Annotated in this window: 20 protein-coding genes and 1 pseudogene; 7 read left to right on the top strand and 14 right to left on the bottom strand. The window is 73.5% G+C overall.

The window, feature by feature from the left end:
• Window positions 1-660: 660 nt before the first annotated feature.
• Window positions 661-1,086, top strand: a pseudogene (locus ACIQFX_RS37720) (response regulator transcription factor); the annotation flags it as partial.
• Window positions 1,087-1,145: 59 nt separating this feature from the next.
• On the opposite strand, the gene ACIQFX_RS37715 reads toward ACIQFX_RS37720, so the two are convergent.
• The 5 genes from ACIQFX_RS37715 to ACIQFX_RS37695 all read right to left on the bottom strand — a co-directional run bounded on the left by ACIQFX_RS37715 (window position 1,146) and on the right by ACIQFX_RS37695 (window position 8,646).
• Complete coding sequence (locus ACIQFX_RS37715) at window positions 1,146-2,471, bottom strand: phosphatidylserine/phosphatidylglycerophosphate/cardiolipin synthase family protein (RefSeq protein WP_402472780.1); 1,326 nt, start codon at window positions 2,469-2,471, stop codon at window positions 1,146-1,148.
• A 10-nt stretch (window positions 2,472-2,481) separates the two neighbouring features.
• Window positions 2,482-3,963 carry an MFS transporter gene (locus ACIQFX_RS37710; protein ID WP_402472777.1) on the bottom strand — a complete coding sequence of 494 codons (1,482 nt, stop codon included), beginning with the start codon at window positions 3,961-3,963 and terminating at the stop codon, window positions 2,482-2,484.
• 157 nt (window positions 3,964-4,120) lie between these two features.
• The gene (locus ACIQFX_RS37705) at window positions 4,121-5,317 is read right to left on the bottom strand and encodes a lipid-transfer protein (protein WP_402472775.1); all 1,197 of its coding nucleotides are present in this window, start codon (window positions 5,315-5,317) and stop codon (window positions 4,121-4,123) included.
• Window positions 5,318-5,329: 12 nt separating this feature from the next.
• Complete coding sequence (locus tag ACIQFX_RS37700; protein ID WP_402472773.1) at window positions 5,330-7,507, bottom strand: acyl-CoA dehydrogenase; 2,178 nt, start codon at window positions 7,505-7,507, stop codon at window positions 5,330-5,332.
• A gap of 149 nt (window positions 7,508-7,656) precedes the next feature.
• Window positions 7,657-8,646, bottom strand: coding sequence for an endonuclease/exonuclease/phosphatase family protein (locus ACIQFX_RS37695; RefSeq protein ID WP_402472770.1), 990 nt, complete (start codon window positions 8,644-8,646; stop codon window positions 7,657-7,659).
• 134 nt (window positions 8,647-8,780) lie between these two features.
• Between ACIQFX_RS37695 and ACIQFX_RS37690 the strand changes: the two genes are divergently transcribed.
• Together ACIQFX_RS37690 and ACIQFX_RS37685 are read left to right on the top strand one after the other, a co-directional pair.
• Window positions 8,781-9,188 (top strand): DUF4259 domain-containing protein, encoded by a 408-nt coding sequence (locus ACIQFX_RS37690; RefSeq protein WP_402472768.1) that lies wholly within the window; start codon window positions 8,781-8,783, stop codon window positions 9,186-9,188.
• 226 nt (window positions 9,189-9,414) lie between these two features.
• Window positions 9,415-10,047: a class I SAM-dependent methyltransferase gene (locus tag ACIQFX_RS37685; RefSeq protein ID WP_402472766.1), complete on the top strand. Its 633-nt coding sequence runs from the start codon at window positions 9,415-9,417 to the stop codon at window positions 10,045-10,047.
• 48 nt (window positions 10,048-10,095) lie between these two features.
• On the opposite strand, the gene ACIQFX_RS37680 is transcribed toward ACIQFX_RS37685, so the two are convergent.
• Window positions 10,096-11,994: a hypothetical protein gene (locus ACIQFX_RS37680; protein ID WP_402472763.1), complete on the bottom strand. Its 1,899-nt coding sequence runs from the start codon at window positions 11,992-11,994 to the stop codon at window positions 10,096-10,098.
• A 349-nt stretch (window positions 11,995-12,343) separates the two neighbouring features.
• On the opposite strand from ACIQFX_RS37680, the gene ACIQFX_RS37675 reads away from it, so the two are divergent.
• From ACIQFX_RS37675 to ACIQFX_RS37665, 3 genes are all read left to right on the top strand, one after another.
• Complete coding sequence (locus ACIQFX_RS37675) at window positions 12,344-13,261, top strand: N-acetylmuramoyl-L-alanine amidase (RefSeq protein WP_402472761.1); 918 nt, start codon at window positions 12,344-12,346, stop codon at window positions 13,259-13,261.
• A gap of 108 nt (window positions 13,262-13,369) precedes the next feature.
• Window positions 13,370-14,230 (top strand): DUF5336 domain-containing protein, encoded by an 861-nt coding sequence (locus tag ACIQFX_RS37670; protein WP_402472758.1) that lies wholly within the window; start codon window positions 13,370-13,372, stop codon window positions 14,228-14,230.
• A 114-nt stretch (window positions 14,231-14,344) separates the two neighbouring features.
• Window positions 14,345-15,355: an LLM class F420-dependent oxidoreductase gene (locus tag ACIQFX_RS37665; RefSeq protein WP_402472756.1), complete on the top strand. Its 1,011-nt coding sequence runs from the start codon at window positions 14,345-14,347 to the stop codon at window positions 15,353-15,355.
• Window positions 15,356-15,377: 22 nt separating this feature from the next.
• On the opposite strand, the gene ACIQFX_RS37660 is transcribed toward ACIQFX_RS37665, so the two are convergent.
• From ACIQFX_RS37660 to ACIQFX_RS37640, 5 genes are all read right to left on the bottom strand, one after another.
• A complete protein-coding gene (locus tag ACIQFX_RS37660; protein ID WP_402472753.1) occupies window positions 15,378-16,235 on the bottom strand; it encodes an SDR family oxidoreductase in 858 nt (285 codons plus the stop codon).
• Between the two features lie 109 nt (window positions 16,236-16,344).
• The gene (locus ACIQFX_RS37655) at window positions 16,345-16,899 is read right to left on the bottom strand and encodes a hypothetical protein (protein ID WP_402472855.1); all 555 of its coding nucleotides are present in this window, start codon (window positions 16,897-16,899) and stop codon (window positions 16,345-16,347) included.
• Between the two features lie 170 nt (window positions 16,900-17,069).
• Window positions 17,070-18,158 carry a prenyltransferase gene (locus tag ACIQFX_RS37650; protein ID WP_402472752.1) on the bottom strand — a complete coding sequence of 363 codons (1,089 nt, stop codon included), beginning with the start codon at window positions 18,156-18,158 and terminating at the stop codon, window positions 17,070-17,072.
• Window positions 18,155-18,889 carry a class I SAM-dependent methyltransferase gene (locus ACIQFX_RS37645; RefSeq protein ID WP_402472750.1) on the bottom strand — a complete coding sequence of 245 codons (735 nt, stop codon included), beginning with the start codon at window positions 18,887-18,889 and terminating at the stop codon, window positions 18,155-18,157. The genes ACIQFX_RS37650 and ACIQFX_RS37645 overlap by 4 nt, the downstream gene beginning before the upstream one ends.
• A 106-nt stretch (window positions 18,890-18,995) precedes the next feature.
• Complete coding sequence (locus ACIQFX_RS37640; RefSeq protein WP_402472748.1) at window positions 18,996-20,315, bottom strand: glycosyltransferase family 4 protein; 1,320 nt, start codon at window positions 20,313-20,315, stop codon at window positions 18,996-18,998.
• Between the two features lie 237 nt (window positions 20,316-20,552).
• Here ACIQFX_RS37640 and ACIQFX_RS37635 point away from each other — a divergent pair, with 237 nt between their 5' ends.
• The gene (locus tag ACIQFX_RS37635) at window positions 20,553-21,179 is read left to right on the top strand and encodes a TetR family transcriptional regulator (RefSeq protein WP_402472746.1); all 627 of its coding nucleotides are present in this window, start codon (window positions 20,553-20,555) and stop codon (window positions 21,177-21,179) included.
• A gap of 56 nt (window positions 21,180-21,235) precedes the next feature.
• On the opposite strand, the gene ACIQFX_RS37630 is transcribed toward ACIQFX_RS37635, so the two are convergent.
• The 3 genes from ACIQFX_RS37630 to ACIQFX_RS37620 form a co-directional block, all read right to left on the bottom strand.
• The gene (locus ACIQFX_RS37630) at window positions 21,236-21,682 is read right to left on the bottom strand and encodes a hypothetical protein (protein ID WP_402472744.1); all 447 of its coding nucleotides are present in this window, start codon (window positions 21,680-21,682) and stop codon (window positions 21,236-21,238) included.
• A gap of 231 nt (window positions 21,683-21,913) precedes the next feature.
• The gene (locus ACIQFX_RS37625) at window positions 21,914-22,471 is read right to left on the bottom strand and encodes a hypothetical protein (RefSeq protein WP_402472742.1); all 558 of its coding nucleotides are present in this window, start codon (window positions 22,469-22,471) and stop codon (window positions 21,914-21,916) included.
• Between the two features lie 2 nt (window positions 22,472-22,473).
• On the bottom strand, window positions 22,474-23,016 hold the full coding sequence (locus tag ACIQFX_RS37620) for a hypothetical protein (RefSeq protein WP_402472740.1): 543 nt from the start codon (window positions 23,014-23,016) through the stop codon (window positions 22,474-22,476).
• Window positions 23,017-23,018 lie beyond the last annotated feature (2 nt).

The following is a 23,018-nucleotide window of genomic DNA, read 5'->3' as shown; positions in this document are numbered from 1 at the left end:
CGGACGGCCGGCCCGCCGGGGGCCGTACGCCGGACCACTGCTCGGCGCCGTACTCCTCGAAGCGCTCCGCCCCGGTGAACCGGCCGAGCGCCGCCGCACACGCGGTCTAGCGCTGCGCCCGCCACGTGCCTGCGGCCCCACCGGCGGTGGTGACCAGGGCAACGAGCCGTCCCGGAATGCGCTGTACGGTCAAGTGCAGCCCACCGAGGCGGAGTTCGATTGCGGGGCGGGTGGATGTGGACGACATGGCGCTCTCCCTGTTCGACGAGATGAAGCGACGTTCCGAGGTGGTGCCCACGTGGTGCCACAGATCGTAACCATCGCTATCCGCGCATTGATCGGAGCCTGAAAGCAGGGGGGGTGCATACGTCTGAGCTGGCGGGTTCGCCGGAGTGCCGGTGGGTCCGGCGGACCGACCGGCAGTTGCGCAACACTCAAGCCGGGCAGTTCGGCAGCGCCGACCTGCCACATCCTTCGATCATGATGCGCTGGCGCATGCCGGGTCCGGTCCTGCGAGGAGGTGCCCCCGTACCGCGTAGCCCCCGCCCCCGTGCCCGGTACGCGGAGGCCGTGCACCGCCGGTCCGTGGTGGGCGCCGCCCGGCCGCCGCTGGACAGGCCCCAACGGGTCTCCCGACATAACCTGTTCCTCGTGACCGAGATGCCGCAGGACCACCGCCCGGCGAAGTCCGTCCGCGTCCTCCTCGCCGAGGACCGGGGCATGGTGCGCGGGGCGCTGGCCCTGCTGCTCGGGATGGAGCCGGACATCGAGGTCGTCGCGCAGGTCGGGCGGGGCGACGAGGTCGTGGACGCCGCGCTGGTCGCGCGGCCCGACGTGGCGCTCCTCGACATCGAGCTGCCGGGGCGCAGCGGGTTCGACGCCGCCGCCGACCTGCGGGACGAGGTGCCGGACTGCCGGGTCCTGATCCTCACGACCTTCGGCCGCCCCGGTCATCTGCGGCGGGCGATGGAGGCCGGGGCGGCGGGGTTCCTGGTGAAGGACGGGCCAGTGGAGGAGCTGGCCGAGGCGGTCCGGCAGGTGCTGCGGGGCGAGACGGTCGTCGACCCGGCCCTCGCGGCCGCCGCGCGGCGGCAGGAGGACCGGCCGTAGGACGACGGGGCGGGGCCGGGCCGCTCGCGGCGGGCCTACAGGCCCTCGGTCCGGGCCGCCGTCCGCTGGGCCTCGAAGTTCTTCACGTAGGCGTCGAAGACGGTCGCGTCCTCGTACTTGAGCAGGGTCTCGTCGTTGTAGCGGAGCGCCGTCGTCGTGTAGGTGTGGCTGCCGGTGAAGACGATCTTCTTGTTCACGCCGCCGTAGTACGTGCCCTCGATCAGCAGGTACTTGGTGTGGGAGTCGGAGCCGCCGCGCTTGTCGTTGTCGAGCTGGTGCAGGGTGATGCGGCCCTTGCCCGTGACCGGCCTGGTCAGCCAGTTGGCCACCTGCCCCATGGGCTTGTCGTCGGTGGTCCAGTTGTCGAGCGAGCGGTAGACGATCTCGATGTCGCAGCCCGCGTCGGCGAGCTCCCACAGCTTCTTGGCGACGTCGGTGCGGGTGGTGTGGCCCTGGGCGATGCGGATCTTCGTCCGGCCGTCGCTCGTGCCGAAGCCGGCGGAGTTGCCGCCGCAGGAGTCCGGGGTGCCGACCGGCGCCACCGTGCCGAGGATGTTGACGACGGTGTCCGAGCCGGACCTCGGGAAGAAGTAGACCTTCGCCTTGCCGGCCTGGGTGTCGTGGGCGTAGTCGGCGACCTGCGGGATCTGTCCGGCGGCGGCGGCCGCGAGATCGCCGAAGTACTGCCCGTACGCGCCGAACAGGGTGGTGTTGCCGACGACGGTGAGCGCGTCGTTCCACCAGTCGTCGGTGTCCTGGCTCGTGAGGTTCCCGGAGCCCTGCACGACGACGTCGTCGACCGCGACGTCGCCCTTGCCCCTGGTACGGGAGAACAGGAAGAACTTGTTGTGGTTGACGTTGTCGTACGTGCCGTTCGGGTCCGCCTCCGTGGTGCCCGGGTCCAGGGCCAGGCAGGCCTCCTCCGGCTTGCAGGTCCGCACCCAGGAGTCGGGGCTGCCCGCCGGGTCCGCCAGCCGGGTCTTCAGCGTTTCGAGCCCCGTGGACCGGCTGTCGGCGTCGACGACGACCTGGACGGTGACGCCCCGCTTGTGGGCGTCGCCCAGCTTGTTCGCCAGGTACACCGACTGGAAGAGGTAGAGGGAGATCCGGATGGACGACCCCGCCTCGGCGCCGTCGACGAGGTCCCCGAGGTGAAAGAGGATCCGCCCCCGCGCGGCGGCGTCGGTGCTGTTCGGGTCGTTGAACAGGGCGCCGGTGGTCACCGCCAGGACCGGCTCCGCCGAGGCCGAGGGCGCGACCGTCAGGGCGGCACCGACGGCGAGCGCGGTCACGGCCGTCCGGAACCTGTACCCGCTCGCGCCCTTGCCGCCGTGCTGCTTGTCGTTCTTGATCGATATCACCCGGGCATTGTCACCCGGCGCGCTCGGCCTCCTTCGGGAGCCGGACCAGCATCAGCACCGAGGCCGCCACGAGGATCCCGGCCGAGACGCGGAAGGCCAGGGCGTACCCCGGGACCAGGTACGAGGAGTCCGGGCCGCCGATCAGGGAGTACTCGGAGAACGCGACGGGGGCCGGCAGGCCGCCCGACGCCGCGATCGTGGAGAGGACCGAGAGTCCGAGCGCGCCGCCCATCGTGCGGGAGGTGTTGACGAGGCCGGAGACGAGGCCCGCGTCGCCCGGTTCCGCGTGCGAGGTGGCGAGCGTGGCCAGCGGGGTGGTGGCCAGGCCGAGGCCCACCATCATCACGACGCCGGGGCCGAGGATCGTCCCGAGGAAGGTGCCGTCGACCGTCAGCGTCGACTGCCAGGCGAAGCCGGCCGCCCCGATGAGCGCGCCCGCCACGGCGACGTTCCGGGCGCCGAGCGCCGGCATCAGGCGCGGGGCCAGCTTGGAGCCCAGGATGACGCTGAGGGAGCTGGGGACGAGCGCGAGGCCGGCCTGGATCGGGGTGTGTCCGAGGACGTTCTGCGCGTACACCGTCATGAAGTACCACATGCCGAAGGAGCTCGAACCGCACAGCAGGATCGCCACGTTGGCAGCCGACACGGCCCGGTTGCGGAAGATCTTCAGCGGCATCAGCGGTGCCTGCGTGCGCGCCTCGACGGCGACGAAGACGCCGAGGAGGGCGAGGCCGCCGAGGAGCGTCAGGAGGGTGGCCGGGTCGGTCCAGCCCGCCTCCTCGGTCTGGACGATGCCGTACGCGAGGGTGGCGAGGCCGCCGGTGACGAGCACGGCGCCCGGCAGGTCGAGGTGACGGCCGCCGGTGCCGGTGGGGCCCTCGCGGAGCCAGAGCAGGGCGGCGGCGAGGACGAGGACGCCGATGGGGACGTTGATGAGGAGGACCCAGCGCCAGGAGAGCAGGTCGACCAGGAGGCCGCCGACGAAACCGCCCGCGGCGCCGCCCGCCGCGCCGACCGCCGTCCAGGTCCCGATGGCCCGGGTCCTGGCCGGCCCGGCCTCGACGGCGCCGGTGACGAGGGTCAGCGTGGTGGGCGAGAGGAGCGCGGCGCCGAGGCCCTGCACGGCGCGGGCGCCGATCAGGTACTGGCCCTCCGGGGCGATGCCGCCGACGACGGACGCTCCGGTGAAGAGCCCGAGCCCGAGCAGGAACATCGCCTTCCGCCCGAAGACGTCCGCGGCCCGGCCGCCGAGCAGCATGAAGCCGGCGAAGGCGATCGAGTACGCGCTGACGACCCACTGCAGTCCCAGCGCGGTGAGGCCGAGGTCGTTCCGCATGGACGGCAGCGCGACGTTCACGACGGAGACGTCGAGGACGACGAGGAACTGCGCGGCGCAGGCGGTCAGGACGACCAGCCACGGGCGGGGCGTGCGGGGGGAGGAGGGCGTGGTGGTGTCGCTCGTGGCGGAGTCGTTCTGCGGCATGGATGTCATGGTCACAGACCGGTCGGGACCCGTACATGGGGATTCCGCCCTACGACCTCCGGACCCCTTTCGCCGGCCCCGGCCGCAACGTCACTCCGCCCGGAGGCCTCCCCCGAGGCCCCCGAGGCCTCCCCCGAGGGCTCCCCCGCTGCCCTCCCTGCCTCCTCTATGCCTTCCGCAGCAGCGTCACCACCGCCGCCCCGCCCAGGCCGATGTTGTGCGCGAGCCCGACCCGCGCCCCCGTGACCTGCCGTGGCCCCGCCTCGCCGCGCAGCTGCCACACCAGCTCGGCCACCTGCGCGAGGCCGGTCGCGCCGAGCGGGTGGCCCTTGGAGATGAGGCCGCCGGAGGGGTTCACGACCCAGCGTCCGCCGTAGGTGGTGGCGCCGGACTCGACGAGCTTGCCGGAGGCGCCGTCCTCGCACATGCCGAGCGCCTCGTAGGTGAGCAGCTCGTTGACGGAGAAGCAGTCGTGGAGTTCGACGACGTCGACGTCCTCGATGCCGAGCCCGGAGCGCTCGTACGCCTGGCGGGCGGCGGCCCGGGACATGGGGCGGCCGACGGCGTCGATGCAGGAGCCCGAGGCGAAGGACTCCTCGGTGTCGGTGGTCATGGCCTGGCCGGCGATCTCCACCGCGCGCCCGCGCAGCCCGTGCTCGTCGACGAAGCGCTCGGAGACGACGAGGGCGGCCGCCGCGCCGTCGGAGGTGGGCGAGCACTGGAGCTTGGTGAGGGGCCGGTGGACGGTCTTCGCGGCGAGGATCTCGTCGACCGTGTAGACGTCCTGGAACTGGGCGTTGGGGTTGTTCGCCGAGTGCTGGTGGTTCTTGGCGCCGACGGCCGCGAGCTGCACCTCGGTCGTCCCGTACCGCTCCATGTGCTCGCGGGCGGCGTTGCCGAAGATCTGGGCGGTGGGCGGGGACGTCTCGAAGCCGTGCGCGGCCGCCATGATCCCGTAGTGCCGGGCGACGGGGGAGGTCGCGAAGTCCCCGGCGCCCGACCCGCCGCCGAGGGCGCCCCTGGTCATCTTCTCGAAGCCGAGGGCGAGGACGCAGTCGGCGATGCCGCCCTCGACGAACTGGCGGGCGGTCATGAGGGCGGTGGAGCCGGTCGCGCAGTTGTTGTTGAGGTTGTAGACGGGGATGCCGCTGAGCCCCAGTTCGTAGACGGCCCGCTGTCCGGCGGTGGAGGCCTGGAAGCAGTAGCCGACGGCCGCCTGTTCCACGGTCTCGTACGGGATTCCGGCGTCGGCGAGGGCGGCGGTGCCGGCTTCCTTCGCCATGTCCCAGTACTGCCAGTCCCGGGTCTCCGGCTTCTCGAACTTCGTCATCCCGACGCCGACGACGTACGCCTTGGTGGTCATCGCGGGTCCCCCTCAGTCTCTCGGCAGGCCGAGCAGGCGCTCGGCGACGACATTGAGCTGTACCTGTGTGGTGCCGCCCGCGATGGTGAGGCAGCGGGACATGAGCATTCCGTGCAGCGCCCGTTCGCCGGGCCCCTCCCGCAGGGCTCCCTCGGGTCCGAGGAGTTCGAGGGTGAGTTCGGCGACCTTCTGCTGGTGGAGGGTCTGGACGAGCTTGCGGACGCTGGCGCCCGCGCCCGGTTCGAGGCCGGAGACCTGGAGCAGGGTGGTGCGCAGGCCGATGCAGGCGAGGGCGTGCGCCTCGGCGACGAGGCCACCGATCCGGGCGCGGACGGAGCTGTCGTGCCGGCCGGCCCGCTCGATGAGGGCTTCGAGGCCGGTGTCGAAGGCGACCTGGTCGGCCATGTGGACGCGTTCGTTGCCGAGGGTGTTGCGGGCGACCCGCCAGCCGTCGTTCACCTCGCCGACGACGGCGTCGGCGGGGAGGACGGCGTCGTCGAACCAGACCTCGTTGAAGAGGGAGTCCCCGGTGATCTCCTTGAGCGGCCGGATGTCGATGCCTGGGGTGTTCCGCATGTCGACGAGGAAGTAGGTCAGTCCCTGGTGCTTGGGGGCGGCGGGGTCGGTACGGGCGAGGAGGATCCCGTGGTGCGCCCACTGGGCGGCGCTCGTCCACACCTTCTGCCCGGCGATCCGCCAGCGGCCGTCCTCCAGGCGCTCGGCGCGGGTGCGGAGGGAGGCGAGGTCGGAGCCGGCGCCGGGTTCGGAGAAGAGCTGGCACCAGAGCCGTTCGCCGCGCAGGGTCGGGCCGAGGTGCGTCTCCTGCTGCTCGGGGGTGCCGTAGGTGAGGAGCGAGGGGACGACCCACGCGCCGATCCCGAGCCCGGGGAGGGCGATCCCGGCGGCGTCCAGCTCCCGCTGCACGGCGAGCTGCCGGAGCGGGTCCGCGCCGAGTCCGTAAGGCTCCGGGAGGTGCGGGGCCGCGTAGCCGGTGGGGGCGAGGGCGCGCCGGGCGGCGGCGGGTTCGAGCCCGACGGCGGGGGCGAGGGCCTCGCGGGCGGCCTCGCGGTACGGATCGGCCTCGGGCGGCAGGTCGAGGCGGAGGCCGCGCCGGACGCCGTCGGCGGCGTGCCGCAGGGCGGTGAGCCGGTGGTGGTCGCCGGTGCCGAGGAGCTGGCGGGCGACGACGGCGCGCCGGAGCAGGAGGTGCGCGTCGTGCTCCCAGGTGAAGCCGATGCCGCCGAGGATCTGGATGCAGTCCTTGGCGCAGGTGTAGGCGGCGTCGAGGGCGGTGGCGGCGGCGAGCGCGGCGGTGAGGGAGCGGACCCCGGCCTCGTCGTCCCCGGCGCGGGCGGCGTCCCAGGTGAGGGCGCGGGCCTGTTCGAGCCGGACGAGCATGTCGGCGCAGAGGTGTTTGACGCCCTGGAACCGTCCGATGGGCCGCCCGAACTGTTCGCGGGTACGGGCGTGTTCGGCGGCGGTCTCGACGGCGCGGGCGGCGGTGCCGCAGGCGTCGGCGGCGAGGAGGACGGCGGCGAGGTCGTGGACGAGGCCGGTGTCGAGGGCGAGTTCGCGCGCGGCGGGCACGTGGGCTGCGCGGGCGGTGAGCCCTCCGGTGGGGCGGGTCGGGTCGGCGCTCTCGTGGGCGCGGACGGTGAGGCCCTGGGTGTCCGTGACGTCGACGGCGAGCCAGACGGAGCCGTCGGCGGTGGCGGCCCGGAGGATCACGAGCGCGGCCTGGCCGCCGCCGAGGACGGGGGGCGGGGTGCCGTCGAGGAGCCAGCCGCTCGCGGTGCGGACGGCGGTGAGGCTGCCGGTGCCGCCGAGCGCGACGGCCGCGATCCGCTCCCCGCCGGCGACCGAGGCGGCCGACTCCCCCTGCCGGGCGCGGTGGAGGAGTTCGGCGGCGAGGACGGAGGGCAGGTACGGCCCGGGCAGCAGGGCCCGGGCGGCCTCCTCCACGACGACGGCGAGGTCCCCGAGCCCGCCGCCCCCGCCGCCGTACTCCTCGGGGAGGTGGAGCCCGAGGAGCCCCTGCCCGACGGCGGCGTCCCAGTAGGCGGGCCGTCCGGCGGAGGCGCCGGGGACGTCCAGGTGTTTGCGGACCTCTTCAGGAGGTACGGCGCGGGTGAGCCAGCCGCGGACGGATCGGGCGAGCTCCCGCTGTTCGTGCGTGATGGCGATGCCCATGCGCCGCAGACTAGAACACGTTCCATTCTGACGGAAGGTCAGGTACGGATCGGAATGCGGGAGGGCGTGCGCCGCGACGAACTCGGGTGAGCCGGCCGACGCCGATCCGGCTGACGAACGGCTCACCCCGGTCCCGGGAGGCCGCTCGGCTACTTCTCCCAGGCCGCGGCGCCGCGCAGGAGGTTGTGGTCGGACAGCCCGGCCGTGCAGGGCAGGGCGTCCCCCTGCACGGTCTTGAACCACTCGTAGCTCAGGAAGACGTAGTCGATCTTGGCGATCTCGGTCGGTACCGCCGTGCAGACCGTGTTCTCGCCGCTGCGGCAGCGGACCGCCGTCGCGGGGCAGTCGACGCCCTCCGTGAACTCCGCCTGGTCGTTCTCGTCGACCTCCTGGAACCGGCCGGTCGCATCCGTCCCGTGGTTGTAGAGAGCGTCCATGTCCGCGTGCTCGGGCAGCTGGTTGAAGTCACCACCGAGGACGACCGGCCCGCCGTCCTGCCGGTCCGCCTCGACGAGCCCGGCCACCGCCGTCACCTGGAGGGACGTGGTGGCGTCATGGGGGTCGATGTGGGTGTTGCAGGCACGCACCGTCCGGCCGTCCAGGGCCGTCTGGGCGCACAGGAGGATGCGGTCCTCCGTCGGGACGTCGGCCACCTCGGGCAGGAACGTCACGGTCCGGGTGCCGGGGACGACCGAGCCCTGTCCCTTCGAGAAGATCGCGAGCCCGAAGCGGCGGTCGGTATCGCCCCACTGGTCACACTTGGAGGCGACGGGCAGCGCCGCACCCCACACCGTGTCGTAGGAGGCCTTTCCGGCGCGCTGCGCCGGGGCCAGGGCGTCACGTATCAGCTTCCACTGCCCGTAGCAGAGCTCCTGGAGCATGACCAGGTCGGAGTCCCAGCTGTCGACCTCCGCGACGAGCCCGGACACCCACGCGGCCCTGGCCGCGCCCTTCTCGGCCTCCGTGGCGGTCTCCGGGTAGAGGGGGCACTTCGCCCCGCACACGTTGTACGAGATGAAGCGCAGCGGCTTCGCGGTCTCCGGCGTGACCTCGTCGGCACGGGCGGTCCCGGTCCCGGCGGCGAGCAGGAGGAGTGCGGAGAAGAGCGCGGCGAGGAGCGCTCTGAACGACACACGCACGGGCACGTCCTTTCATGATCGGTAACAGACGGCGCATCCTCGCACGCGCGCCCGCGGCCCGGGGTGTTGTCAGTGAGGCCTGTCACGATGCCCACAGATCGCGAACGATCACGAGCAGAGGGAATGAACACGCCATGGGCACCTGGGACATCGGTCCGTTCGACAACGACACCGCCGCCGACTTCTCGTACCGCGTGGACGAGGCCCCGGCGGAGAAGCGCGCGGAGGTGCTGCGCGCGGCCTTCGAGGAGGTGATCGCGACGGGCGACGACGACTTCCTGGACTCCTGCTTCGCGGAGAAGGCCGTCGCCTCGGCCGCCCTGCTCTCCGCACAGTGCCCCGGCGGTGATCCGGTCACCACCTCGTACGCCCCGAAGGAGCCCCTGCCCGAGCTCCCGACGGACCTCCGCCCCCTGGCCGTGGCAGCCCTCGACCGCGTACTCGGCCCCGAGTCGGAGCTCCTGGAGCTGTGGGAGGAGTCGAACGGCGAGGAGTGGAAGGCGGGCATACGGAAGCTGCGCGCGGTCCTCTCAGGGGCATGAACGCGCGGACGTTCCGGTGGTGGCGCCCGCCGGGAGGCGGATCCGCCAGGTCGTTCCATCCGGCGATCGCTTCGGGTGCTGCCTGGGGAGGTAGACCGAACTCGGGGTCACAGGGGACGGCCGGCGGGAAGACGGTGTGGTTCGAGTGCGACGCGGAGGGCGCGCGGGGGCAGGCGTAGGGCACGATAGGCGCCCGTAACCGCGTACTCGCCAGTAGGAGCCCATCATGTCCGTGCCCACTCCCGAGATCCTTGCCGCCTTCGAGGCCGCGAAGGGCTTCATGCCCGTCGGGGAGGGCCTCGCGCTGTACGGGGCGGCCACCGAGGCCGCGAAGCTCGGGCTGCCGCTGCTGGAGGTCGGGACGTACTGCGGGCGGTCGACGATCCTGCTGGCCGACGCGGCACGGCAGGCGGGGACGGTCGCGGTGACCGTGGACCACCACCGGGGCAGCGAGGAGCAGCAGCCGGGGTGGGAGTACCACGACCCGACGGTGGTGGACCCGGAGGTGGGCCTCATGGACACGCTGCCGACCTTCCGCCGGACGCTCCACAAGGCGGGCCTCGAAGAGCACGTGGTGGCGGTCGTCGGCCGTTCGCCGCTGGTCGCGAAGGCCTGGGGCGGGCAGCTCGGCCTGGTGTTCGTCGACGGCGGGCACACCGACGAGCACGCCACGAACGACTACGAGGGCTGGGCCCCCAAGGTCGCCCCCGGGGGCCTGCTCGTCATCCACGACGTCTTCCCGAACCCGGAGGACGGCGGCCAGGCCCCGTACCGGATCTACCTCCGCGCCCTGGAGTCGGGCGACTTCGAGGAGGCCTCGGCCACCGACTCGCTGCGGGTGCTCCGCCGCGTGGGCTGAGGCCGGTCGCCGCCGTGCCGCCGCCCGCGCCCGTCCGGGCGCTCCGGGTCAGTACCCGGACGTCACGTAGAGGCAGTTGGTGTAGCTGTAGCCGGGCTCGATCTTCGCCTTGCTGGACTTGGTGTCGCCCGCGCTCGCGGTGCCGGTGGACGTCCGCTTCTGGAGGAAGTGGTAGTCGCCGGCGGGCAGCAGCAGGGTCGCCTTCGGGTACTTCGAGGACGGCCCGGTGCAGGCCTTGACCTTCTCGCCGTTCGAGAAGACCGGACCGGGGTACTTGGTGCAGGTCCCGCACGCCTTGAGGGTGACCTTGCCGGTCATCGGGCCGGTGTAGAGGAGCTCGACCTCGCCGGGGCCGTCGTTGCTCACCACCATGACCATCCTGCCGCCGCCGGGGACGTCCGCCGGGGGCAGGTTCCTGCCGGCCGCCGGTTCCTCGTCGGCGATCTCGGCCGCGATGGCGATCGAGCGGGCGTGCGCCGCCTGCGGGCTGCTCGGGTACGCCTTGGCGTAGTCCGTCATGGTCGTGATCGCGGCGGTGAAGTCCTTGTTCTTGAACTGGAAGGTGCCGCAGGCGAATTCGCCCGTCCGCACCGCGTCGGCGGCCTCCTTCGCGGCGCCCTGGAGCGACGGGTCCGACATGTTGTCGAGGGAGGACCGGAGCGCGCGCAGCTCGACGGTGGTGTCGCAGGGCGCGGAGCCGCCGGTGAGGGCGGTCTTCCGGGTCTTGACCGCCGCGCGGACGGCCGGCTCGACGCGGGTGGCGTGGCTCGACTTCGGGAAGGTCTTCAGGAGTTCGTTGAGGCTCTCGCTGGCGGTCGGGTCGGCCGTCTGCACGCCGAGCGCGGCGGTCCCGCACTCGTAGAGGGACTCGGCGAGCGGATCGTCCGTCTTGGCGGGCCGGGAGCCGAGGAGGTCCTTGTCGACCGTGCCGGCCAGACCCCGCAGGTGCTTCAGCGGCGGGACGGCCTCGCAGTACCGCTTCTTCCCGTACGGGGCGGAGACGGTCGCGTAGTACGCGTCGAGGCGCTCGGGGACCAGCTTCCCGGCCCGCGACCCCGCGTGCCGCGTGCCGAGGTCCTCGTACGCGGAGAGCGCCGTGCGGAAGGTCGGCTCGGCCTTGTCGAAGGGGAGCCCGTCGGCGGACTTCACGAGGGCGTCCGCCGCCGCGAGCAGTTCGAGCAGCGCCTGCTCCTTCGCCTCGTCCCGCGCCGCCCCGTACGCGAGCGAACCGCCCGCGGGCACGGCCAGGAGCACGACGGCGAGCGGCAGCGCGAGGCGCCGGAGCGACGCGCCGATCCGCAGCGTGGCGCGCAGTCCGCGCCGGGCCCCGTCGGCGGCCGCGGCCAGCAGGAGGACGCCGTAGCCGACGAGGAGCCCGCCGGGCACGCCGTCGACGTCCGCGGGGAGCGCGAACACCAGCAGCGCGGCCGTGGCGAGCCAGCACAGCGCCGCCCCCGCCCAGTTGCGCAGCAGCACGTACCCGAGGCCGAGGCAGGACAGGTTCAGCAGCCCGATCAGCGCGGCCTGCGCCCGGTTCGCCTCCCCGCGCGGCTGCGCGGGCGGCTGCGGCCCGTACCCGGGCGGCGGACCGTACCCGGGCGGCCCGTACCCCGGCGGTGGCCCGTAGCCGGGCGGCGCCCCGGGCGGCGGCGCCGCGACCCCACCGCCCGCCCAGCCGGGCGCGGGCCCGGCCCCCTCGCCGTGGCCGGGCGGGACCTCTCCCCCACCGCCGGGCGCCGCACCGGACGGCGCACCGAACGCGAGCGTGGGCGTCCCGGGAGCGGCCGGAGCCGGAGCCGTGGCCGCGGGAGCCTGAGCGGCCGGGGCCTGGGTCGCGGGAGCGGCCGGGGTCGGGACCGGGGTCGGCGCCTGGGTCGGCGCCGGGGTCGTGGGCTTCGTCAGGTGCGGAGCGGTCCACGGCGGCTCGGCGGCCCGCGGAGGGCCCACGGGCGCGGGCGGCGCGGCCGGTGCCGGAGTCCGCGGGTCCACCGGGGCCACGCGGGCTGCCGGCCCTGACGGGTCTTCCGGGGTCACCGGCGCTGCCGAGGCTGCCGGTTCTGCCGGGGTTAAGGATCTGTCGTCCGGGATGCGGTCGGACGGTTCGGGACGTGCGTCGTTCGGCTCTTCCCCCACCACGGTTCCCCCTCGTGGTCCATGCGCGGTGGCACCCCACCGTCGCTCTTCTCACCTACCCTTCACCGTCTCCGCACACGCGTCCGCGGTTCCGGGAAGCGGTGACAAAGCTGCGACCTTCGCCCTGCGGGAATTCGCGCCGCCCAGGGCCTAGAGTCGCTGGGTGCCGTACGACCACCGGAACACCGCCCGCCGTGCCCTCGCCCTCGTCCTCGCCGCCACGGGCTGCTGCGCCGTACTCGCCGGATGCGCGGCCTCGCAGGCCGCCCCGCCCTCCGGAAAGGCCCAGGAGACCCGGGAAGCCCAGGAGACCCAGGAGGCCCAGGGCGCCCAGTCCCGTCCCCCGCTGGCGTCCGCCCCGACGCCGACCCGTTCGTCCGCGTCCGCGCCGGCGTCCGAGGGCGGCGGGTCCCTGGCCGGCCGGACCGTTGTCATCGACCCCGGCCACAACTCCGGCAATTTCCGCCATTCCAAGGAAATCAACCAGAAGGTGAACATCGGGACGAACCAGAAGGAGTGCGACACCACGGGGACCTCCACCGACGCGGGGTACACGGAGGCGTCGTTCACGCTCGACGTCTCGCACCGGCTGCGGGACCTGCTCACGGCGCGCGGCGCGAAGGTGGTGCTCACCCACGACGCCGACCGCCCGTGGGGTCCGTGCATCGACGAGCGGGCCCGCATCGGCAACGCCGCCCGCGCCGACGCCGTGGTCTCCGTCCACGCGGACGGTTCGGCGGTCGGCCACCGCGGCTTCCATGTGATCCTTCCCGCACGGGTGCGCGGCGGCGCGGCGGACACCGCGCCGATCGTGGGGCCGTCGCGCGCGCTGGGCGAGCGGATCGCCGACGGGTTCGAGCGCGCGACCGGAACGTCCCCCGCCAACTACCTCGGCGACGGTACGGGGTTGGACGTGCGCGACGACCTCGGCGGCCTCAATCTGTCAACCGTGCCCAAGGTCTTCGTCGAATGCGGCAATATGCGTGATCCGAAGGACGCGCAGCTGCTCACGTCGTCGACGTGGCGGCAGAAGGCGGCACAGGGCATCGCGGACGGCATCGCGACCTACCTCGGGGGGTAGAACCGGCGAGCGATAGATTCGCTCCGTACGATGGGGCCGCCCCCGTGCCGCGAGGCCCCGAGTGCCACCCCCCGACGCGACGACCGACGAACGACGAAGGACTCTTACGTGAATATCCGCTCCCTCACCCGAGGCGATGGCGTGCTGATCGGTGCAGCGGTGGTGCTGTTCATCGCCTCGTTCCTCGGCTACGCCAGCTGCGACGGCCCGGCGTCCATCTGCGACCAGATCGACACCCCGAACTCGTGGGAGGTGTCGCCGCTCGGCTGGGGCTCCTTCCTCCTCGGCATCGCCGGCGTCGCCCTCGTGGTCGTCTCCCACGGCCTGCCGCAGCAGCGCAAGGTCGTCGGCCTGGAGCTGAACCAGGTGGGTGCCGCGTTCACCGTCGCCTCCGCGTGGACCCTGCTGATGTGGGTCTTCGAGGCGACGAACGCCGGTGCGGGCCTGATCCTCGGTCTGATCGCCTCCCTGGTCGCGGCCGGTGCCGCGGTGGCCGGCCCACTGGTGCCGGCGCTGAAGGCGCCGCTGGTCGGTGCACCGAGCCCGCAGGCCCCGCAGCCGTACGGCATGCAGCCGGGCCAGCAGGGTCAGCCGGGCGTTCCCGGCGGCTACGGCTACCCGGGCGCGCAGCACCCGCAGTACGGCGGACCGCAGGACCCGTCGCAGGGTGCGGGCCAGCCGTTCGGCGCGCAGGCCGGCGCCCCGCAGCCGCACGCCCCGCGGCAGCCGGAGCCGCAGGCCCAGGCCCCGCAGCCGGCGGCGCCCGCCGCGGACTTCGCGCCGTTCTGGTTCGCGGTCCCGGTCGCCCGCCCGCTGTACGCGGAGGACGGCTCGCAGGCGCCGATCGCCGAACTGGCTCCCGGCACCTGGTACCTGGCGGTCGAGCAGCGCGGTCCGGCCCTGGTCGCCCAGACGCAGGACGGCCGTCGTGGTGTCCTCCAGGACACCACGGGCATCCAGCGCGGCTAGGACCCGCACGCATCGCGTGGGCAACGGCCCCCCGTCCGGAATCACTTCCGGGCGGGGGGCCGTTGCCGTACAGTGCCCGCACTATCTGATAGACCGTCAGAAAGGTTGCGGGGCATGCGACTCGGACTCGCCCTCGGCTACTGGGGCCGCGGCCCCTCCCCCGCCCACCTCGACCTCGCCCGCGAGGCCGAGCGGCTCGGCTACGACTCCGTGTGGACGGCGGAGGCCTGGGGCTCCGACGCGTTCACCGCGCTGACCTGGATCGCCGCGCACACCTCGCGGATCAGGCTCGGGACCGCCGTCGCGCAGATGGCCGCCCGCACCCCGACCGCGACCGCCATGCACGCGCTCACCCTCGACCACCTCTCCGGCGGGCGGATGACGCTCGGCCTCGGCCTCTCGGGGCCGCAGGTCGTCGAGGGCTGGTACGGCCGCCCGTTCCCCCGCTCGCCGCTGACCGCCACCCGCGAGTACGTGGAGGTGATCCGCCAGGTGCTCCGCCGCGAGGGCCCGGTCACACTCGACGGGCGCTTCCACTCCCACCCGTACGCCGGTGAGGACGGCACCGGCCTCGGCAAGGCTCTCAAGCCGATCACCCACCCCCTCCGCGCCGACCTCCCGGTCCTGCTCGGCGCCGAGGGGCCGAAGAACATCGCGCAGACCCTCGCCATCGCCGACGGCTGGCTGCCCCTGTACTGGTCGCCGGACCGCTGGGCCGAGGTCTACGCCCTGCCCGAGCGGCTCCCCGAGGGCTTCACCGTCGCCCCCATGGTCCGCGCGCAGCTCTGCGAGGACGTGGCGGCCGGGCTGCTGCCGGTGAAGGCGATGCTCGGCTTCTACATCGGCGGCATGGGTCACGCGGCCCGGAACTTCCACGCCGACCTGATGGGGCGGATGGGGTACGGGAAGGAGGCCGCCCGCATCCAGGAGCTGTTCGCGGCGGGGCGCCGCGAGGAGGCGGTCCTCGCCGTCCCGGACGCCTTCGCGGACGAGATCTCGCTCGTCGGCCCCCGCGACCGGATCGCCGCCCGCCTCGACGCGTGGCGGCGGGGCCCGGTGACGGACCTCCTCGTCACGGCCCCGGACCCCGCCACGCTCCGCCTGATGGCGGAGCTCAACGCCTAGGCCCTGTCCGGAAAGTCCCGCCTCAGCGGAAGTCCGCGGCGTGGTCCGCCGCCCACTCCCGGAAGGAGCGGGCCGGGGTGCCCGTGAGGCGTTCCACCTCGTCGTTGACCGGCTCGGGGTCGTCCAGCATCCTCGCCTGCGCCGGCAGGATCGCGTCCACCAGCTCCGCCGGGTAGCCCGCCGCCTTCATCCCCTCGACGGCCTCGGCGAGGCCGATCTCCTCGAACCGCGCCGGCCGGCCGGTCGCCTCGCCGATGAGCTCCACCTGCCGTTCCTGGGTGACCCGTGCGGGTCCGGTGAGCAGCGGGCGGGCGCCGAGCAGGGCGTCGGTGGTCAGCGCCTCCACGGCGACCGCGGCGATGTCCGCCTCGTGGATCAAGGGGCGGGCCAGCCGCGCCAGCGGAGCCCGTACCACGCCCGTGGCGCGGAGTTCGTCCGCCCAGCCCAGCGTGTTGCTCGCGAAGCCGGTGGGCCGCAGCGCCGTCCACTCCAGGCCCGAGGCCTCGACCAGCCGCTCCAGCTCCGTGTGGAACAGGGTGATCGCCTCGCCGGGCGCGTCCCCCTCGCTCACGTCGCCGACCCCGGCGGACGACAGGTACACCACCCGGCGGGCCTGCTTCCCGATCGCGTCGATCACGTCCGCCGCACCCTCGGCGCCGAGGAACGGCCACACGAGGAAGACCGCGTCGACGCCGTCCAGGGCCGTGGCCAGCGACGCGGGGTCGGCGAGGTCGCCGCGTACCGCCTCCACGCCCTCCGGGAGGGCGGCCTCACCCCGTACCAGCGCCCGGACGGGCACGCCCGCCGCGTGCAGCCGGGCCACCACCGCGCCGCCGACCTTTCCGGTCGCGCCGGTCACCAGAATCGTGGGTCGTGTCATCGCCAAGCTCCTCGTCTCGCCGTTCGGTTCGATGACACGACACTCGCTCCTCAACCTGGGTTGAGGTCAACCCCGATCCCGATCCCCATCCCGATCCCGGCTCCGGGCGTCAGCCACCGCCCCCGAGCTGTGCCGCGCTCGGGACCTTGTCGACGACCGTGGCGCCGGCGCCCTCGCCCGCGTCCTTGACGCTGTTGATGACGTTCTCGAAGGCGCCGACGTCCGCGGCGCCCGCCTCGCCCTTGCGGAGCTTGGTCCCGAGGTCCTTCAGCGACTCGATGCCGGCCGAGAGCGGCGCGACCGCCTTCGAGAGCAGCGGGTCGCCCTTCGCGTTGTTCACCGCCGCCTTGAGCCGGTTGTACGTGAACGCGCCCGCGAGGCCCGCCTTCACCAGCGCGACCGTCCGGCCGTCGGCGCCCTTGGCGAACTTGCCCGCGCGGTACGGCTTCACGATCCACTGGTACGCGGCGCCCGCCGCCAGACCCGCGTTGGCCACGAACCGGGTCTTCGCCAGCTTCTGCTGCTCGAAGGTGCTCGTGCTCGTCGGGGTCACGGCGGCGCCCGCGCTCCGGGCCTCGTCGTCCCCGCCGCACGCGGCGGTCGTCAGGAGCAGGGTGCAGGACAGCAGCAGCGCCACGACGCCACGCGAGACGGTTCTGGGCACGACGGGCACGGCGGACCTCCCTGGGGACTGTGGCGCCAGCCTCGCCCCGGCCCCGCCGGGCCGCCACCCGGGTGGCTCCGAACGGGGCCGGACCGGGGCGGTTCCGGACCAGGGCGGTTCGGGACCAGGGCGGTCCCGGACCAGGGCGGTCCCGGACCCGAGAGGTGCCGTCAGGCGCAGCAGTCCGGTTCGAGGCCCGCGGGAAGGCGTTCGCCGCCGAAGACCGCGACCGTGGCCTCCTCGCCGCCGAGGGCGGCGACCGCGAGCAGCAGGGAGCCGGCGGTCCAGGTGGTCTGCTCCTCGGGCCAGACGGCCTTGTCGGCCTCCTCGTCGCCCTCGAAGACGTACCCCGTCCAGTACATGCCGTTCTCGGCCCGCAGGTGCCGGATGTCCTGGAGGACCGCGAGGGCCCGGTCGGACTCCCCCATCGCCCAGAGCGTGAGGGCGAGCTCGCAGGACTCGCCGCCCGTGACCCACGGGTTCGGCACGACGCACCGCACGCCGAGGCCGGGCACGACGAACGTGTCCCAGTCGGCGTCGATGCGGGCCTGCGCCTCGGGCCCGGTGACCGCGCCGCCGAGGACCGGGTAGTACCAGTCCATCGAGTAGCGCGACTTGTCCAGGAAGCGTTCGGGGTGCCGGCGGATCGCGTGGCCGAGCGCCCCCGCCGCCAGCTCCCAGTCGGGCTGCGCCTCCTCGCGGACCTCGGCGATGGCGAGGGCGCAGCGGAGTGCCTGGTGGATCGACGAGCTGCCGGTGAGCAGCGCGTCGTTCACCGCGGTGCCGTCGGGCTCGCGCTTCCAGCCGATCTGGCCGCCGGGCTGCTGGAGCCCGAGGACGAACTCGACGGCCGCGTAGACGACGGGCCACATCCGGTCGAGGAAGGCGTCGTCGCCGGTGGACAGGTAGTGGTGCCAGACGCCGACGGCTATGTACGCGACGAAGTTGGACTCCCGGCTGCGGTCGGTGACCCGGTCCGCCTCCCCGTCCTGGTAGGCCGCGTACCAGGAGCCGTCGCCGTTCTGGTGCCGGGCGAGCCACTCGTAGGCGCGGGCGGCGGCGGCGTGCTCGCCGGCCGCGTCCAGGGCCATGGCGGCCTCGGTGTGGTCCCACGGGTCGAGGTGGTGGCCGCGGAACCACGGGATGGCGCCGTCCTCGCGCTGCCCGGCGAGTATCCCGGCGACGGTCTCGGCGGCCTGCTCGGCGGTGAGCACGCCGGTCAGGACCAGGTGCTCCGCGATCCGCTCGGGGCTCGTCACTTGGCGTCGACCTTCGGGAGGTGCGGCTTGGTCGCGTAGGCCACGAAGCTCTTGCCGACGACCGGGTTGAGCAGCTGCTCGGCGACCCGGGTCAGGGCGGGCTTCTTCATGATGTCCCAGACCAGCAGCTTGTGGTACGCGCGGACCGGCAGCGCCTTGTCGTTGTCGACGCCGAAGGCGCACTTCAGCCACCAGTACGGCGAGTGCAGGGCGTGCGCGTGGTGGGTGCCGTACGGCCGGAGCCCGGCCTGGCGGATCTTGCCGAGGAGTTCGTCCGCCTTGTAGATGCGGATGTGGCCGCCCTCGACCTCGTGGTACGCGTCCGAGAGCGCCCAGCAGACCTTCTCCGGGCCGTAGCGCGGGACGGTGATCGCGATCCGGCCGCCCGGCTTGAGGACGCGGACCATCTCCGCGAGCACGCCCTTGTCGTCCGGGATGTGCTCCATGACCTCGGAGATGATCACGACGTCGAAGGACTCGTCGGGGAACGGCAGGTTGAGCGCGTCGCCCTCCATGGCCGTGGCGGTCGCCCCGGCGGGGGCCTCCCCGGCCTCCTTCATCGCCGCGAACCACTTGGCGACCTCGCGGATCTCCTCGCCGTTCTGGTCGAGGGCCACGACCTGCGCGCCGCGCCGGTAGCACTCGAAGGCGTGCCGGCCCGCACCGCAGCCCAGGTCGAGCACACGATCGCCGGGGGCGAGCGGGAAGCGGGTGAAGTCGACGGTCAGCACGGGATCCTGCTTTCGGGGTTGACGAAGGTTGTGGGCAAGCGTTCCGCCGGGGCGGAACGGGTGGGCACCACCCACCCGCCGGACCGCGCCCGGTGGCGGCGCGCCGTCACCGGCGGGCTCCCGCGCCCTGGCGGGCGACGGCCTCCCGGTACAGCTCGGCCGTGCCCTGCGCCGCGCGCGCCCAGGTGAACCTCGCGAGCACCCGTGCCCGTCCCGCCGCGCCGAGCCGGGCGCGCAGCTCGGGGTCGCCCAGCACCCGCCCGAGCGCGGCGGCCAGCGCGCCCGCGTCGCCCGGCGGCACCGCCAGGCAGGTCTCGCCGTCGGGTCCGGCGACCTCGGGGATCGCGCCGCCCGTGGTGGCGACGAGCGCGGTCCCGGTGGCCATGGCCTCCGCCGCCGGGAGCGAGAACCCCTCGTACAGCGAGGGCACGCAGGACACCTGCGCCGAGCGCACCAGGTCGACGAGTTCGGCGTCGCTGATGCCCTTGACGAACTCGACGGCGCCTTCGAGCCCGTACCGCTCGATGGCCGCGGCGACGGGGCCCTGCTCGGCGCGCTTGCCGACGACGACGAGGTGGGCGTCGGGGTTCTCGGTGCGGAGCTTGGCGAGCGCCTCGACGAGGTGGACGAGGCCCTTGAGGGGGACGTCGGCGCTGGAGGTGGTGACGATCCGGCCGGGGACCTCGGCGACGGACGGGTCCGGGGACCAGAGGGTCGTGTCGGCGCCGATGTGGACGACCCGGATGCGGTCCTCGCGGACGCCGAGGTGCTCGACGATCTCCTGCCGGGAGGTGCCGGAGACGGTGAGGACGGACTCCATGCGGCGGGCGACGCGCTTCTGCATGCGGGTGAAGGCGTACCAGCGGCGGACGGAGGCGCGGCGCTTCCAGTCGGCGGCGGCGTCGAGTTCGAGCTGCCGGTCGACGGTGATGGGGTGGTGGATCGTGGCGACGAGCGGTGCGCCGAGGGCGCGGGCGCCGCCGAGGAGCCCGTATCCGAGGGTCTGGTTGTCGTGGACGACGTCGAAGTCGCCGCGCCGGGCGGCGAGCATGCGCCGGGCGCGCAGGGAGAAGGTGAGGGGCTCGGGGAAGCCGCCGGTCCACATGGTGGCGACCTCGAGGCCGTCGATCCAGTCCCGGTACTCCTCGCGCTTCGGCGTCCGGAAGGGGTCCGGCGAGCGGTAGAGGTCGAGGCTCGCTATCTCGGTGAGCGGCACGCCCTCGTCGAGGGTGGGGTACGGCTGGGAGCCGATGACCTCGACGGAGTGCCCGAGACGGGCGAGCTCGCGGGACAGGTGCCGGACGTAGACGCCCTGCCCGCCGCAGAACGGGTTCCCCTTGTACGTGAGGAGAGCGATCCGCAACGGTCCGTCACCGGCCGCGGTGACGCCCTGTCGGGGGCCTGCCTCTATGGCCTCAGCGGTCATGCGCGACCCCCTTCGAGCGTGCGTTTCGCCGGAGCGTAACCGCTCGCGCTAATCTAGAACAAGTTACAGACTTGATCGTTCGGGATCTTCTCGCCCGGCAGCCCACCGGTCCTCTTGATCCTCCGGGGAGGACAGAATCTACCGGCAGGTAGCTCCGTCGGGAGATCCGGAACAGGTGATTCGCGCCACGGCGGCGGCACCGCTACCGTCGCTCCCCACCGCACGGAACGGGACCTCATGACCGCAGAGAACAGAGCGGACCACAGACCCGCGTCGCCGCCCCTCACGGAGCGCCAGGAGGCGCGGCGCCGCCGCATCCTGAACGCCAGCGCCCAGCTCGCGGCGCGGGGCGGCTTCGACGCCGTGCAGATGCGGGAGGTCGCCGAGGCCGCCGGGGTGGCCCTGGGGACGCTGTACCGCTACTTCCCCTCCAAGATCCACCTGCTGGTCGCGACCATGCAGGACCAGCTCCAGCACATGCACACGACCCTGCGGAAGCGGCCGCCCGCCGGCGCCGCCCCGGCCGAGCGGGTCGCGGAGACCCTGATGCGGGCGTTCCGCGCGCTCCAGCGGGAGCCGCAGCTGGCCGACGCGATGGTCCGGGCGCTGACCTTCGCCGACCGCAGCGTGAGCCCCGAGGTCGACACGGTCTCGCGGCTGACGACCGCGATCATCCTGGACGCGATGGGTGCCGACCACCCCACTCCGGCGCAGCTCTCCGCGGTCAGGGTGATCGAGCACACCTGGCACTCGGCACTGATCACCTGGCTGTCCGGGCGCGCGTCGATCGCACAGGTGAAGATCGACATCGAGACGGTCTGCCGGCTGATCGACCTCACGGCCCCGGAGCCGGGGACGTCCTGACGGGTGCCGCCCGCGCCCCCGGCGGCCGGACCGCCGGAGGTGCGGGCGGCGCCGGCTCAGCCCTGGGGCTTGGCGTTGTGCGCGGCGAGGACCGCGGCGCACTCCGGGCTGCCGTCGACGGCCACGAACATCACGAGCTTCAGCGGGCCCGCCGAGTGGTTGCCGGCCTGGAGCTGCCGGCTGCTCTTCTTCAGCGACTTGACGACCGAGCCACCCGCGCCGGAGCTCCGCTCCTCGCTCCAGCCGCCCTTGGCCAGGGTCGCGACGGTGTCCGTGCAGGACTTCGCCGGGTCCGCCGCCTTCGCGGCGTCGGCCGTCCAGCTGACCATGCAGTTCTTGACCTCGGCCGGGATCTGCTCGCCCGAGGCGTCCTGCGTGAAGCCGGCCCCCGTCGCCGCGTCCGTCAGCTCCTTGGCGACAGCGGCCCCGTCCAGCTTCGCACCGTCCGAACCGCCCGAGCCGCCCGTCGCGGACGAACCGGCCGAGGACGAACCGCCGGACACCGAGCCGCCCCTGTCCGAGCCACCCCCGCTCCCGCAACCCGCGACCCGCAGCACCGCACCGGCGGCCGCGGCCACCCTCCCCCGAGTTCTCGACTTCGCTCGAACAGGGGGCACCCCCATCGCCTTGCGCACGGCACTCCCGAATACGCACGTACGAAGGCCTGTTGCCCCTGTTGGCAAGGGCACAGTTTTGCACGTGGAAATGAAGGCTCGTCACGAACCGGGCACGCGTCAGCCCTTGGTGCCCCCTTCGTCCCCGGAGAGGAGGTCCATCTCCCGCTCGCTGAACCGACTCATGCACGCGTCCTCCGTCGCCTGGAAGGAGACCATGTCCATCGCCATCGTCGTCGGCGCGTGGTGGCGGGCGAACAGCGTCCAGCCGCTCTTCTTGAGCGTGACGCCGACCGAGGTCCCTCCCTTGTCGTCGAGCTTCTCCTCGAACGGCTTGCCGGCCTTCCAGCCCTCCTTGCCGAGGGCGGCGACCGTCGCGTCGTACTTCCCCCGCGCCCCCTCGACCACGGGCCCGACGTACTGCCAGGCGGCGGTGCAGGCGGCGGCCCGCTGCACGATCCGGTCCCGCTCCGCGGTCGGCGCGGCCGTCGGCGTCACGGAGCCCGGCTCGGGCAGCTCGGACTTCGGCAGCCCCGCCCCGGCCACGGCCGCGCGGATCTCCTCCTGCGCCGCCTCGCGCCCGAAGCCCCCGGCCCCGGTCCCCTCCGCGCCGCACCCGGCGCCGAACAGCACCGCCGCCACCACACCCGCGACCGTCGTCATGTGTCTCGTACGCATGGTCAGCCCATCGGGTTCTCGTCGAGGCCGGCCTTCTTCGCGCAGGCGACGTCGAAAGCCATCGCCTTGACGTCACCCTGGTCGGTTCCGGCGCGGTACTCCGTCGTCACGAGCCAGCCGCGCTGCTTGAGAACCGTCTGGATGTCGATGACCGTCCGGGCCTCGTCCTCGGCCCTGCGCTCCCCCCGCCGCCCGGACTGCTCCCAGCCGCGCTCCTTCAACTCGCGCACCAGCGCCTCGTACTGGGGGACGCCCACAGGGGTGCCGTCCGTGCCATAGCCCTTGTAGGCGACCATGCAGCTCTCGCCAGACGTGCGGGCCGGCATGCCGGCCCAGTCCGGGTCGGCTGGCGGGGTGCCCGCGTCCGCCACCGAGCCGTCGATGTCCGCCTGCACCACGGCCTTGGTCAGCGGGCCCGTCCCCGCCGGCCGGGGCGCGACGGACGCCGGGCCCGCCGCCCCCGCCCCGCTCCCGTCGCACCCCGTGACGCCGACGGCCACGGCCACGGCCAGGACCGCGACGGCGGCCCCCCTCTTCCCGTACACAG

This window comes from Streptomyces sp. NPDC093089, from assembly GCF_044754405.1.
Classification (GTDB): domain Bacteria; phylum Actinomycetota; class Actinomycetes; order Streptomycetales; family Streptomycetaceae; genus Streptomyces.
Note: the sequence above shows the minus strand (reverse complement) of the source record. Positions and strands in the feature narration are given on the sequence as shown.